This is a genomic window from Pelagibius sp. 7325 (assembly GCF_037652055.1).
Classification (GTDB): Bacteria; Pseudomonadota; Alphaproteobacteria; order Kiloniellales; family Kiloniellaceae; genus Pelagibius.
Genome location: NZ_JBBKAH010000001.1, coordinates 225260 through 237801, shown reverse-complemented (window position 1 = coordinate 237801; position 12542 = coordinate 225260). Strand labels below are relative to the sequence as shown.

The following is a 12542-nucleotide window of genomic DNA, read 5'->3' as shown; positions in this document are numbered from 1 at the left end:
ATGCAGCTGTTCTATTCCCCTACGTCCCCTTACGCCCGCAAGTGCCGCGTCGTCGCGCGCGAGCGTGGGCTGATGGGGGACCTCGACGAAGTCGCCTGCAACCCGATGGAGGATCCGGCAGAGCTGCACGTCGCAAATCCGCTGGGCAAGGTGCCCTGCCTGGTGCTCGATGACGGCATGGCGGTCTTCGACAGCCCGGTGATCGCCGAATACCTCGACGGCCTCGGCAACGCGCCGGCGCTGATTCCGGCAGCAGGCTCCGCCCGATTCAAAGTGCTGGTCGCCGCGGCGCTGGCCCAGGGCATGACCGACGCCGCTTTCAACACAACCATGGAAGGGCGCCGCCCGGCGGCGCAGCAGTCGCCGGAGGTGGTCGCCCGCTGGCGCGCCGCCATCCTGCGCGGCCTCGATCAGATGTGGGACCACCTCAAAGGCCTGCCCGGCGACCTCACCATGGGCCATATCGCCTGTGCGACGGCGCTCGGCTACCTCGACCTGCGCCATGGCGCGCTGGAGTGGCGCAAGGGCCGCGACGAGCTTGCCGCCTGGTTCGAGGAATTCAACGCCCGTCCCTCTATGCGCGAGACCGATCCGGCTTAGGAGCAGCGGTGACGGGGCCCGGCAAGCGTTAATCCGGCGCTAAACTTTCTTGCCCAGGTTGGTGCGGCAAGGGAGGGGCCTCCGTGCCGAGCGATCTTGTTGTCCTGCAGTATCTGCCCTACGTGCTGCCCCTGGCGCTGCCGGCGCTCTGGCTGCTGCGCTGCCTCATCTCGACGCTTCTGGGGCGGCGGCCGAACGGCGGCTGTTCCCTGTGCTTCGTGCTGACTGCAGCGGGCTTCACCTTCTGGCCGGAAGTGGCGCCCCTCTTCGGTATTGATGGCGCCTTGCGCACCTTCAGCCTGCCGGACGACATCGGCCTGCGCCTGCTGATCATCGGGTTCTTCCTGCTCGCCGTGGGGTTCTTGCTCTACTTCATTCCTTGGCTGGTGCGCCGCCTTGAGCGCGGGAGCGGCCGTGCACGCTACGCCGCAGACGATGCCTGGGTGGGGCATCCGGGTCGCGGAGAAGGCGGCTGGGAAGAAGTTCTCGAGGATGCCTGTGATTTTGGGCTGGATGGTGCCGACGCGGGAGACGGCGGCTCCTAAGACCCGAACCGAAGCAGGTAACGGGTCGACCCCGAGTTAACGTTGACAATTTATCGATAAAATGTGATCGTTTGGCTGCGCTTTGGAACCCGAAACAGGCGGAAACTCGATGGACCACGACAAGCAGGCGGCCGGCTGGCAGTTCTGGATCGACCGCGGCGGCACCTTCACCGACGTGGTGGCGCGGAAGCCGGACGGCGAACTGGTGACCCACAAGCTGCTGTCGGAGAATGCGGAGCAGTACCAGGACGCCGCCGTCCACGGCATCCGCGCGCTGCTGGGCCTGAAGAAGGACGAGCCCCTGCCGCCGGGCACCGTCGACGCCGTGAAGATGGGCACGACCGTGGCGACCAATGCCCTCTTGGAGCGCAAGGGCGACCGCACCCTGTTCGTGACGACGGAGGGTTTCGGTGACGTTCTGCGCATCGGCTACCAGAATCGCCCGCGCCTCTTCGACCGCCACATCGTGCTGCCGGAAATGCTCTACGAGCGCGCCGTTGAAGTGGCGGAACGGGTCGGCCCTGAGGGCGAGATCGTCACGCCGCTCGACTTGGAGGGTGCCCGCGCGGCGCTGAAGGCCGCCTACGACGACGGCATCCGTGCCGTCGCCATCGCCTTCATGCACGGCTACCGCTTTCCGGACCACGAGAAGAAAGTGGCGGCCGTGGCGCGGGAGATCGGCTTCACCCAGGTCTCGGTGAGCCACGAGGTCAGCCCGCTGATGAAGCTGGTCAGCCGCGGCGACACCACCGTCGTCGACGCCTACCTCTCGCCGATCCTCCGGCGCTACGTCGATCAGGTGGCCGGGCAGCTCGACGCAGACGACAAGACCGGCCCGCGCCTCATGTTCATGCAGTCCAACGGCGGCCTCACCGACGCGCGCCTCTTCCAGGGCAAGGACGCCATCCTCTCCGGCCCCGCCGGCGGCGTGGTCGGCATGGTGCGCACCGCGGCCATGGGCGGCTTCAAGCGGCTCATCGGCTTCGACATGGGCGGCACCTCCACCGACGTGTCGCACTACGACGGCGAGTACGAGCGCACCTTCGACACGCTGGTGGCCGGCGTGCGCATGCGCGCGCCGATGATGCACATCCACACGGTCGCGGCCGGCGGCGGCTCGATTCTGCATTTCGACGGCGCGCGGTTCCGCGTCGGCCCCGATTCCGCCGGCGCCGTTCCGGGGCCTGCGTGCTATCGGCGCGGCGGTCCGCTGGCCGTCACCGACTGCAACGTCATGCTGGGCAAGATCCAGCCCGAGCAGTTTCCGCAGGTCTTCGGGCCCAATGCCGACCAGCCGCTCGATGCCGAGATCGTCCGTGAAAAGTTTGCGGCGCTGGCAAAGGAGATCGCGGACGCTACGGCCAAGCCGCTGCAGAGCCCGGAGGAGGTCGCCGAAGGCTTCCTGCGCATCGCGGTCGAGAACATGGCCAACGCCATCAAGAAGATCTCCGTGCAGCGCGGCTACGACGTCACCGAGTACACCCTCAACTGCTTTGGCGGCGCCGGCGGCCAGCACGCCTGTCTGGTGGCCGACGCGCTGGGCATGACCAAGGTCTTCCTCCATCCTTTCGCCGGCGTGCTCTCGGCCTACGGCATGGGCCTCGCCGACGTGCGGGCGCTGCGGGAGCGCCAAGTCGAGGTGGCTTTCGGTGAAGGCGCGCTGGCCGCCATGGAGGCGGCTTACGCCGAACTGGCGGAGGACGCGCGCAAGGAGGTACTGGCCCAGGGCGTCGACCGGGCGCGCATCGAGACGGTGAAGAAAGCGCAGCTGCGCTACGAGGGCACCGACAGCCCGCTGCCGGTCGACTTCGGCACGCCGGAGCAGATGCAGGAAGCCTTCGAAGCGGCGCACAAGCAGCGCTTCGGTTTCATTGCCGCCGAGCGCAAGCTGGTGGTCGAGGCCGTCGCCGTCGAAGTGATCGGCCACACCGAGGAGGTCGCCGATCCCGAGCGCGACGTCGATCCGCACGCTGCGGAAGCGCAGCCGTTGACCCGCGTCGAGATGTATACCGGCGGGGCGCGCCGCGACACGCCGCTCTACGACCGCGACGAATTGCTGCCGGGCCAGAAGGTCGACGGTCCCGCGATCATCCGCGAGGCGACCGCCACAACCGTGGTGGAACCCGGCTGGCAGGCGGAGCTGACGCGGCGTGGTCACCTGGTGCTGAGCCGCGTGGTGCCGCGTCCGAAGTCCGAGGCCGTGGGCACCGAGGCCGATCCGGTGATGCTGGAGGTCTTCAACAACCTCTATATGTCGATCGCCGAGCAGATGGGCGCCACGCTCGCAAATACCGCCTATTCGGTGAACATCAAGGAACGTCTGGACTTTTCCTGCGCCATCTTCGATCCCGACGGCAACCTCGTCGCCAATGCGCCGCACATGCCGGTCCACCTCGGCTCCATGGGCGAGTCGATCAAGACGGTGATTCGCGAGAACAAAGGGACGATGAAGCCGGGCAACGTCTATGCCCTGAACGCACCCTACAACGGCGGTACGCACCTGCCCGACGTCACGGTCATCACGCCGGTGTTCGACGATGCCGGCAAGGAACTGCTGTTCTATGTCGGCTCGCGCGGCCACCACGCCGACATCGGCGGGCGTACGCCAGGCTCGGCGCCGCCGGACTCGACACACATCGAGGAGGAAGGCGTCCTCATCGACAACTTCTTGCTGGTTGAAGAAGGCCGCTTCCGCGAGAAGGAGACGCGCGATCTGCTCAGCTCCGGGCGGTATCCGTGCCGCAACCCGCAGCAGAACATGGCGGATCTTGCCGCGCAGATCGCCGCCAACGAGACTGGCGTGCAGGAAGTGCGCAAGATGCTCGCCCACTTCGGCCTCGAGGTGGTGCAGGCCTACATGCGCCACGTGCAGGACAACGCCGAGGAGTCGGTGCGCCGCGTGCTCGACGTGCTGAAAGATGGCCAGTTCACCTATCCGCTGGACAACGGCTCGAAGATCGAAGTGAAGATCACCGTCGACAAGCAGGCGCGCGAGGCCCTCATCGACTTCACCGGCACCTCGCCGCAGGACAGGGGCAACTACAATGCGCCGACCGCCGTCTGCAAAGCGGCGGTGCTCTATGTCTTCCGCACCCTGGTGGAGGACGAGATCCCGCTGAACGAGGGCTGCCTGAAGCCCCTGAAGCTGAAGATCCCCGCGCGTTCGATGATCAGCCCGGAGTATCCGGCGGCGGTCATCTCCGGCAATACCGAGGTCTCCCAGTGCATCACCGATGCACTCTACGGGGCGCTGGGCGTGCTGGCTTCGGCCCAGGGCACCATGAACAACTTCGTCTACGGCAACGACCGCTACCAGAACTACGAGACCATCTGCGGCGGCACCGGCGCAGGGCTGGACCATGACGGCACCTCCGCCGTGCACTCGCATATGACCAATACCCGCATGACCGATCCGGAGGTGCTGGAATGGCGTTTCCCCGTCCGGTTGGAGGCCTTCCGCATCCGCCATGGCTCGGGCGGCGCCGGCAAGTATCGCGGCGGCGATGGTGTCGTCCGGCGCATGCGCTTCCTGGAGCCCATGACGGCGACCATCCTGTCGCTGCACCGCAAGACCGATCCTTACGGCCTGGCCGGCGGCGAGCCAGGCCAGCGCGGCCGCAACACGGTGATTCGCGCCGACGGCTCCACGGTCGATCTGAAAGGCAGCGACGAGATCGAAATGGCGGCCGGCGACGTTTTCGTCATCGAAACGCCGGGGGGCGGCGGCTTCGGTAAGACGGCGGAGCGGCGGGAGGCGGCGGAATGAGCACGACCCAGAAAGACGGGGGAAAAGAGGGCGGCAAGCGCGCCATCGTCTCCTCGGCGCATTTGGTTTCGGAGCGCGCGGCAGAGACCAGCGCTTTCGAATACGGTCTCTACATCGCCACCAACGCTTTCAACCGCTGGATCACCCGCTGCATGGCGGCGGCCGGCTATCCGGACATGAGTGCGCTGGATGTCATGGTGCTGCACACGGTGAACCATCGCGCCCGGGACAAGAAGCTGGCCGACATCTGCTTCGTCCTCAACATCGAGGACAGCCACACGGTGAACTACGCCCTGAAGAAGCTGACCCGCGCCGGCCTCGTCGCTGGCGACAAGCGCGGTAAGGAAATCTTCTACGCGACGACCGCGGAAGGCCAGGCTGCCTGCGTGAAATACCGCGAGGTTCGTGAAGATTGTTTGATTACCGCCTTCAGCGCCTTCGGCGGTGACCCTGCAGGCGAAGGGGGCAGGGCGGGTGACCTCAATCAGCAGATCGGCGAGGCCGCCGATCTCTTGCGCGCGCTCTCCGGCCTCTACGACCAGGCGGCAAGGTCGGCGTCCAGCCTCTAAGGATTGTTCTCCAGCCGCCGTGCGCTCTCGGTGGCGCCAGGGTGGCCTTGGGCGGCGGCGCGGCGGTACCATTCCAGCGCTAGGCTGCGGTCCTGCGTCACGCCGAGCCCCTTTTCGTAGAGCATGCCGAGGTTGTCCTGACCGTGGGGGTGGCCGGCTTCGGCGGCGCGGCGGATCCACGCCGCCGCTTCGGCCGGATCGTGATCCACGCCGACACCCTGGAGGTACAGCATGCCAAGGTTGTTCTGCGCCTGCGGCCAGCCTTGCTCGGCGGAAAGACGGAACCAGTGCGCGGCTGCCGCGGGATCGCGCGTAACGCCGTCGCCCTGCATGTAGAGGCCGCCGAGCGCCGCCTGGGCGACGGGACTGCCGCCACCCGCCGCCTGTGTAAAGAGGTCGACGGCGGCCTGCGGGTCAGGCGCGACGCCGACGCCGCGCAGATACATGAAGCCAAGGTTCGATTTTGCTTCCGCATTGCCGTTCTCGGCGGCAAGGCGAAACCAGCGCAGGGCCTCTTCGGCATCGGCGGCGGTGCCGATGCCGTCAAGGTACAGCGTGCCGACCAGGTTCTGCGCTTCGCTGTCGCCGACCTCCGCCACCGCGCGCAGCCAGGCCACCGCCTGCACAAGATCCTCTCGGCCGTTCGGGCTGCGCAGATACAGCAGGCCGAGAGTCTTCATGGCTTCCAGGTCGCCTGCGTCCGCCGCTGCGCGGAAGGTGTCATGGGCGCGCTCTGCCGCGCCGCCGCGCAGCTGCGCCGTCGCCAGCCAGCTCTTCAGTTCGGCACTTTTCGGATTGGCGACGACCGCGCGCTCGCAGAGCTCGAGCAGCGCCTGAACGGCGGCCTGATCGGCCTCCCTGCTGAGTTCGCTGATGCAGGCGGCGCGCAGAGCATTGGGGTCCTGGGCCTGGGCCGCGCCCGTCAGGGCGAATACCAGGCCGATCGCCGGCAGGGCGGCAGGTAGCAACCGTTTCATCCCGTCCCCCACGGGGCGCCGTTGGGGTGCGCCTGGCGGCAATCTACCCGCGCGGAAGGCGAGGGTCCACGATTCCTATACGAGAGTACCTATGGCGCGATCCGCCGGCGGTCAGCCCGGCGACGCCTCAACCTGGGCCCGGGTCAGCGGCCGGCGCGCGACCAGCAGGGCGAGCGCCAGGAAGACCACAGCGAAGAGCATCGGCATGGCGTGCGGGCCGAAGGACTGCAGCACCGCGCCACCGGCCAGCGGGCCCAGGGTGCCGCCGGTCCCGTAGGCCAGCGCGAAGCAGGCGCTGCCGGCCATCAGTAGGGTGCCGCGAAAGCGCTCGCCCAGCACCGTGAGCGCGCCGGTGTAGAGCGCAAAGGAGGCGCCGCCCAGGATCACCATCAGGGGCCAGAAAACCGGCGCGGTCTGCAGCGACCAGGGCAGCAGGGCGCAGCAGGCCGCGGCAACCAGTGCGCAGGTGGCGATGACGGCGGGCCGGGAGAAACGGTCCAGCAGCCAGCCGACCGGAAACTGCGCCAGCACCATGCCGGCCAGCAGGGCCGAGAGCGCGGCCGAGCCGAAGTCGGCGGTGAAGCCGGCGCGCAGCAGATAGACCGGGATCAGCGTCATGACCGCGGCGTCGAAAAAGGCGAAGACCATGACCACGCCGGCCAGCAGCGCGCCGGCGGCGAGGAAGCGGGCGAGACCGGCAAGGTTCATGCCGGTGAGTTCCGCCGCGCTGCGCCGGCGCAGCGGCAGAACCAGCAGGATGGCGGCGGCGGTGATCCCCGCACAGACCAGGAAGGGGGTGAGGCCCGCGCCGCCCAGGGCGACCAGCAGCAGCGGACCGAGCGCGAAGCCGCCGGCCATCACCGTGGCGTAGACGCCGATGACGCGGCCGCGGATGCGCTCGGCGGTCACCGCGTTCAGCCAGGCCTCCGATACCACGAAGATGGCATTGAGGCAGAAGCCGAGCAGGATGCGCAGGGGGAACCACGCGAGGTGCGGGTCGGTGAAGGGCATGGCGACGAGGCTCGCCGCTGCGCCGGCCAGGCCCAGCACCAGCACGGCGAAGGCGCCGAAGCGTTCCAGCAGGCTCGGCAGGAAGAACACCGCCAGGATGACGCCGACGCAGGTGGTGGCGCCGTTGAGGCCGATCATGAAATCGCTGAAGCCGGCCGCCACCATCATGATGGCGAGCAGCGGATAGGTCAGGCCGAGGGCGAGACCGAAGATGCTGATGCAGGTGATCAGCGCCGTGACGCTGGCCCAGTCGGTCGGGCGGTCTCCGGGCGCGTGATTTTGAGACAGGCCGGCAAGGGGGTCGAGCAGCGGGGCATCCATGGCGCCGGGAAGATGCCACGAAGCACCCGCTGGGGATATCCGAATCGCGACAAGGCAGCTATGCGCTCAGGCGGGCGGATCAACAGGATGCAGATCGACCGGGCTCGGCGCGTGGCGATGCTTCATCCGGAAGGACCAGTAGGTCCAGCAGAAGTACAGCGGGCGGGCGGCATAGATCAGCAGAATTGCAGCCAGGAGAAAATTCTCGCCACGAAACGTCGCATCCGAGAATCCCAGTACGAGCGTCAGCAGTCCGACCGCTCCGCCTAGGATCATCCGAAGATGCTGGGCTTTGACGGAGACCTGGCCCGAGGCGATCATGCCCAGGACGCGCCTGGATAGGTAGGCGAAGCGGCTCACCTTCGGCTGATCCTCGAACTGCGGCCGCTGCTCTCCATCGTGCTGTTCCAGGGTACGTTTGATTGTTCTGAACACGAAGGCGGCGATGATGATGAGCCCGAGAGGCTGCCAACCATCAAGGTGGATGCCCCAACGGTCCAGGGCAGGTGCTATGGCTGGATGGCTGCTCATGAAGGAAGCCCCGAACGAGAATGCGAGGACGGCAACCGCGAAGAGGATGAATAGCACATAGATCATGCGCCGCCGTTGTCTGGCCGCCTCGCCGAGCATGGTCCGATTCAGCCGGGCCCGGTAGCGCTCGAACTGCCATTCTTCCAGCTGGTAGCCGACGCCGGGGAAGCCGTCGGGAAACACCACCCCGCCGCCGCCCTTGAAGGGGATCGTGCTGCCGAGCAGCCAATACTGCAGCAGCTTCTCCTGCGCCGAGGGAACTGGCCGTGCCGCAGCCTTGTCGCTCATACCTGAAGTCGCCCCGTCGTGTGTCCTCTTTGCGCAGAAGTTTAGTCGCCGGTGGATTTTCCGTGAAGCTTTCAGTGACTCCCGGTTAAACTGGATGTCGATGGCCAATTTCCCCCGCCCGGTGCTGGGCGTTCTCATGCTGAAGACCGCCTTTCCGCGCCTGCCGGGTGACGTCGGCAACCCGCAGAGCTGGTCCTGCAAGACTCTTTATAAGGTAGTAGAGCCCGCCTCGGTCGCGTCCGTCGTGAAAAGCGGGCCGCTGCCGCTGCCCCTTCTGGTCGCCTTCATCGAGGCGGGCCTGGCGCTGGTGGAGGAGGGGGCGACCCACATCACGACTTCCTGCGGCTTTCTGGTGACCGTGCAGCGTGCCCTGGAGGAAGCGCTGCCGGTGCCGGTGGTCACTTCAAGCTTGCTGCAGATCCCCGACATCCAGGCGGCGCTGCCGCCGGGGCGCCGGTGCGGGGTCATCACCTTCGATGCCGATCGCCTCGGCGCGCCGCACCTGGACGCTGCGGGCGCGCCTGCCGATACCCCGGTGGTCGGGCTGGAGGCGGGCGGGGAACTCCGCCGGGTGATCTCCGGCGATCATCCGGAACTGGACGAGCGCGCGGCGGAGGCCGACGTGCTGGCGGCCGGCCGTGCCCTTCACAACGCCTGCCCCGACCTCGGGGCCGTGGTCCTGGAGTGCACCAACCTGCCGCCTTACCGCGCGGCGCTTTCCGATGCTCTCGGCCTGCCGGTTCATGATCTGGTAACGCTGCTGCACGGACGGCTGGGTATCGGCTAGTCGCGCACAAACAAAAAAAGAAAACGTTGATAATTTATCGATAAAAAGTCATTATCGTGTGTCGGTTGCCTGCCCTTGGCCGTCACGACTACAGTTCGGGACTTGATCCGAACACGAGCCGTGCCGCTGGCCGGCAGGCACTGGCCGGGACAATTCTGCGGGGCAGCAACGCGCCGCCGAAGGCCAAACAGGGAGACACCAGAATGAAGAGTTACGCGAAATCCCTTGCTGGGATCGTTTCTGCCGTCGCGCTGGGCCTCAGCGCTGGGACCGCGCTGGCGGCCGAGAAGTGGGATATGCCGCTGGCCTATCCCGCCAGCAACTACCACTCCGAGAACGCGGCCAAGTTCGCCGAGGAGGTCACCAAGGCCTCGAATGGGGAACTGGAGATCGTCACCCATCCGGGCGGCTCTCTCTTCGGGGGCGGCGAGATCTACCGTGCGGTGCGCACCGGCCAGGCGCCGATTGGCGAGCGCCTCATTTCGGCGCTGGGCAACGAGAATGCGCTGTTCGAGATCGACGCCCTGCCGTTCCTCGCCACCTCCTTCGACGACTCCTGGAAGCTGTACCAGGCCTCCAAGCCGGAGCTCGAGAAGGTGCTCGACGAGGCCGGCCTGAAGCTGCTCTACACCGTGCCGTGGCCGCCGCAGGGCCTTTACAACAAGAAAGAGGTGGCCTCGGCCGCCGACATGCAGGGCGTGAAGTTCCGCGCCTACAACGCGGCGACCTCGCGCCTGGCAGAGCTGATGGGCGCGGTGCCGACCAAGATCGAGGCGGCCGAACTGACCCAGGCCTTCGCGACCGGCGTGGCCGATTCCATGATCTCCTCCGGCTCCACCGGCTATGACAGCAAGATCTGGGAGCACGTGAAGTACTGGTACGACGTGCAGGCCTGGCTGCCGAAGAACATGGTGGTGGTCAACAAGGATGCCTGGGCCGGTCTCGACGAGAACCTGCAGAAGGTCGTGCTCGACGCCGCTGCCACGGCCGAGAAGAACGGCTGGGCCAAGGCGCAGGAGCTGTCCGACTGGTACAAGGACCAGCTGGCCGCCAACGGCATGGTGGTCGAGGGGCCGAGCGATGCCCTGAAGGCCGACTTCCAGAAGATCGGCGACACCATGACCGCCGAATGGCTGGAAAAGGCCGGAGCCGACGGCAAGTCCGTCATCGACGCTTACAAGGCGCAGTAAGGTGAACGCGCGGCGGCCGGTGACGGGATCACCGGCCGCCGGCTTTCGGGCCCAGAATTTCCGGAACGGTGGGGAGAGCGATGCGCACGGCGCTTGACCGGCTCTATGGCGCCGCCGGCGCGCTGGCCGGCGTGTTCCTCGTCGCCATCGGCGTCTTAGTGCTGCTCTCCATCATTACCCGGCTGATGGGGCTCTATGTCGCGGGCCTGACCGCCTATGCCGGCTACGCCATGGCCGCCGCCTCCTTCCTGGCGCTGGCCTACACCTTCGGCAAGGGCGGCCACATCCGCGTCGCCCTCTTCCTCGACAAATTCGCCGGCCGCCCGCGCCGCCTGGCCGAGCTGTGGTGCCTCGCGGTGGGCACCTTTCTCGCCGGCTACCTGGCGTGGTTTTCGGTGAAGATGGTGCGGGTCTCCTATCAGCTGGGCGATGTCAGCGAGAGCGCCGACGCGACGCCCCTGTGGATTCCGCAGATCGCCATGGCGCTGGGTGCCGTGCTCTTCGCCGTCGCCCTGGCCGATCGCCTGGTCTGTGTGGCGCTCGGCGCGCCGGTCGTGCCGCGGCCCGACGTGCACCGCCCGGCGGCGCCGGAAGACGCGCCGCCGCAGGACCTCGCGGGAGAGTAGGGCGGCACCATGGATCAGCTCTTTCTCATCGTTATCTTCCTCGGCGTGCTGTTCTTCCTGCTCGGCAGCGGCGTCTGGGTCGGGCTCTCGCTGCTGGGTGTCGCCCTGGTCGGCATGGAGCTGTTCACCAGCCGCCCGGTCGGCGATGCCATGGCGACGACGATCTGGAGCGCCTCGTCGTCCTGGACCCTGACCGCGCTGCCGCTCTTCATCTGGATGGGCGAGATCCTGTTTCGCACCCGCCTGTCCGAAGATCTCTTCAAAGGGCTTTCGCCTTGGCTCGGCGGCCTGCCGGGCCGCCTGCTGCACGTAAACGTCGCCGGCTGCGCCATCTTCGCGGCGATCTCCGGTTCCTCCGCGGCGACCGTCGCCACCGTCGGCAAGATGTCGATCCCGGAGCTGCGCCGCCGCGGCTATCCCGAGCAGATGATCATCGGCACCCTTGCCGGCGCCGGCACCCTCGGCCTTTTGATCCCGCCCTCGATCATCCTTATCGTCTACGGTGTCACCGTGAACGAGTCGATCGCCGGTCTCTTCATGGCGGGTGTGCTGCCCGGCGTCATGCTGGCGCTGCTGTTCATGGGCTACATCCTGCTGCGCGCCGTTCTGCAGCCGGACAGCATGCCGCCGCGGGAAGCCACCGGCGGTTTTCTGCGGAAGTTCCGCGATTCCTTCTCGCTGCTGCCGGTGGTGCTGCTGATCCTCGCGGTGCTCGGATCGATCTACGCCGGCATCGCCACGGCGACGGAGGCGGCGGTGCTGGGCGTCGCCGGGGCCTTGCTGCTTTCGCTGCTGCAGGGGGAACTCACGCGCGCGAGTTTCGTCGACAGCCTGATGGGGGCGGTGCGCACCTCCTGCATGATCGCGCTCATCCTGGCCGGCGCCAAGTTCCTGACGCTGACCATGGGTTTCACCGGCCTGCCGCGCGACCTCGCCACTTGGATCGGATCGCTGGAGCTCTCGCCGCTGGCGCTCATCGCCGCGCTGACCGTGTTCTATATCGTGCTCGGTTGCTTCCTCGACGGCATCTCCGCCGTGGTGCTCACCATGGCGGTGGTCGAGCCGATGGTGCGCCAGGCTGGCATCGACATGCTGTGGTTCGGGATCTTCCTGGTCATCGTGGTGGAAATGGCGCAGATCACCCCGCCGGTCGGCTTCAATCTCTTCGTGCTGCAGGGCATGACCGACCACGAGATCCCCTACATCGCCCGCGCCGCCCTGCCGATGTTCGCCATCATGGTGCTGGCGGTGGTGCTGGTGGTCGCCTTTCCGGAGATCGCCACCTGGCTGCCGGCCCAGATGCGGCCGGGACCCTAGGTCTCTCTGAGGCT

11 protein-coding genes are annotated in these 12542 nt (G+C 67.2%); 8 read left to right on the top strand and 3 right to left on the bottom strand.

From position 1 onward, the window contains the following. The 4 genes from WDC82_RS01105 to WDC82_RS01090 all read left to right on the top strand — a co-directional run bounded on the left by WDC82_RS01105 (window position 1) and on the right by WDC82_RS01090 (window position 5480). Window positions 1–600: a glutathione S-transferase N-terminal domain-containing protein gene (locus tag WDC82_RS01105; protein ID WP_340115387.1), complete on the top strand. Its 600-nt coding sequence runs from the start codon at window positions 1–3 to the stop codon at window positions 598–600. Window positions 601–683: 83 nt separating this feature from the next. Continuing rightward, a complete protein-coding gene (locus WDC82_RS01100) occupies window positions 684–1145 on the top strand; it encodes a hypothetical protein (protein ID WP_340115386.1) in 462 nt (153 codons plus the stop codon). Window positions 1146–1254: 109 nt separating this feature from the next. Further along, window positions 1255–4911, top strand: a complete 3657-nt coding sequence (locus WDC82_RS01095; RefSeq protein WP_340115385.1) for a hydantoinase B/oxoprolinase family protein — start codon at window positions 1255–1257, stop codon at window positions 4909–4911. Then, on the top strand, window positions 4908–5480 hold the full coding sequence (locus WDC82_RS01090) for a winged helix DNA-binding protein (RefSeq protein WP_340115384.1): 573 nt from the start codon (window positions 4908–4910) through the stop codon (window positions 5478–5480). The genes WDC82_RS01095 and WDC82_RS01090 overlap by 4 nt, the downstream gene beginning before the upstream one ends. Here the strand turns inward: WDC82_RS01090 and WDC82_RS01085 are convergent. From WDC82_RS01085 to WDC82_RS01075, 3 genes are all read right to left on the bottom strand, one after another. Beyond that, window positions 5477–6457 (bottom strand): tetratricopeptide repeat protein, encoded by a 981-nt coding sequence (locus tag WDC82_RS01085; protein WP_340115383.1) that lies wholly within the window; start codon window positions 6455–6457, stop codon window positions 5477–5479. The two genes, WDC82_RS01090 and WDC82_RS01085, sit on opposite strands and share 4 nt — an antisense overlap. Window positions 6458–6568: 111 nt before the next feature. After that, the gene (locus tag WDC82_RS01080; RefSeq protein WP_340115382.1) at window positions 6569–7789 is read right to left on the bottom strand and encodes an MFS transporter; all 1221 of its coding nucleotides are present in this window, start codon (window positions 7787–7789) and stop codon (window positions 6569–6571) included. 66 nt (window positions 7790–7855) lie between these two features. Then, a complete protein-coding gene (locus WDC82_RS01075; RefSeq protein ID WP_340115381.1) occupies window positions 7856–8608 on the bottom strand; it encodes a hypothetical protein in 753 nt (250 codons plus the stop codon). A 100-nt stretch (window positions 8609–8708) separates the two neighbouring features. Here WDC82_RS01075 and WDC82_RS01070 point away from each other — a divergent pair, with 100 nt between their 5' ends. The 4 genes from WDC82_RS01070 (at window position 8709) to WDC82_RS01055 (ending at window position 12528) form a co-directional block, all read left to right on the top strand. Then, window positions 8709–9395, top strand: coding sequence for an aspartate/glutamate racemase family protein (locus WDC82_RS01070; RefSeq protein WP_340115380.1), 687 nt, complete (start codon window positions 8709–8711; stop codon window positions 9393–9395). Window positions 9396–9598: 203 nt separating this feature from the next. Continuing rightward, on the top strand, window positions 9599–10585 hold the full coding sequence (locus tag WDC82_RS01065) for a TRAP transporter substrate-binding protein (protein WP_340115379.1): 987 nt from the start codon (window positions 9599–9601) through the stop codon (window positions 10583–10585). An 80-nt stretch (window positions 10586–10665) separates the two neighbouring features. Then, entirely contained in the window at window positions 10666–11211 is a 546-nt protein-coding gene (locus WDC82_RS01060) for a TRAP transporter small permease (RefSeq protein ID WP_340115378.1), read from the top strand. A 9-nt stretch (window positions 11212–11220) separates the two neighbouring features. Next, complete coding sequence (locus WDC82_RS01055; RefSeq protein ID WP_340115377.1) at window positions 11221–12528, top strand: TRAP transporter large permease subunit; 1308 nt, start codon at window positions 11221–11223, stop codon at window positions 12526–12528. Window positions 12529–12542 lie beyond the last annotated feature (14 nt).

Coding starts and splice junctions, on each gene's coding strand:
- WDC82_RS01105 (WP_340115387.1), top strand. CDS start 1: ATGCAGCTGTTCTATTCCCCTACGTCCCCTTACGCCCGCAAGTGCCGC.
- WDC82_RS01095 (WP_340115385.1), top strand. CDS start 1,255: ATGGACCACGACAAGCAGGCGGCCGGCTGGCAGTTCTGGATCGACCGC.
- WDC82_RS01090 (WP_340115384.1), top strand. CDS start 4,908: ATGAGCACGACCCAGAAAGACGGGGGAAAAGAGGGCGGCAAGCGCGCC.
- WDC82_RS01085 (WP_340115383.1), bottom strand. CDS start 6,457: ATGAAACGGTTGCTACCTGCCGCCCTGCCGGCGATCGGCCTGGTATTC.
- WDC82_RS01080 (WP_340115382.1), bottom strand. CDS start 7,789: ATGGATGCCCCGCTGCTCGACCCCCTTGCCGGCCTGTCTCAAAATCAC.
- WDC82_RS01075 (WP_340115381.1), bottom strand. CDS start 8,608: ATGAGCGACAAGGCTGCGGCACGGCCAGTTCCCTCGGCGCAGGAGAAG.
- WDC82_RS01070 (WP_340115380.1), top strand. CDS start 8,709: ATGGCCAATTTCCCCCGCCCGGTGCTGGGCGTTCTCATGCTGAAGACC.
- WDC82_RS01065 (WP_340115379.1), top strand. CDS start 9,599: ATGAAGAGTTACGCGAAATCCCTTGCTGGGATCGTTTCTGCCGTCGCG.
- WDC82_RS01060 (WP_340115378.1), top strand. CDS start 10,666: ATGCGCACGGCGCTTGACCGGCTCTATGGCGCCGCCGGCGCGCTGGCC.
- WDC82_RS01055 (WP_340115377.1), top strand. CDS start 11,221: ATGGATCAGCTCTTTCTCATCGTTATCTTCCTCGGCGTGCTGTTCTTC.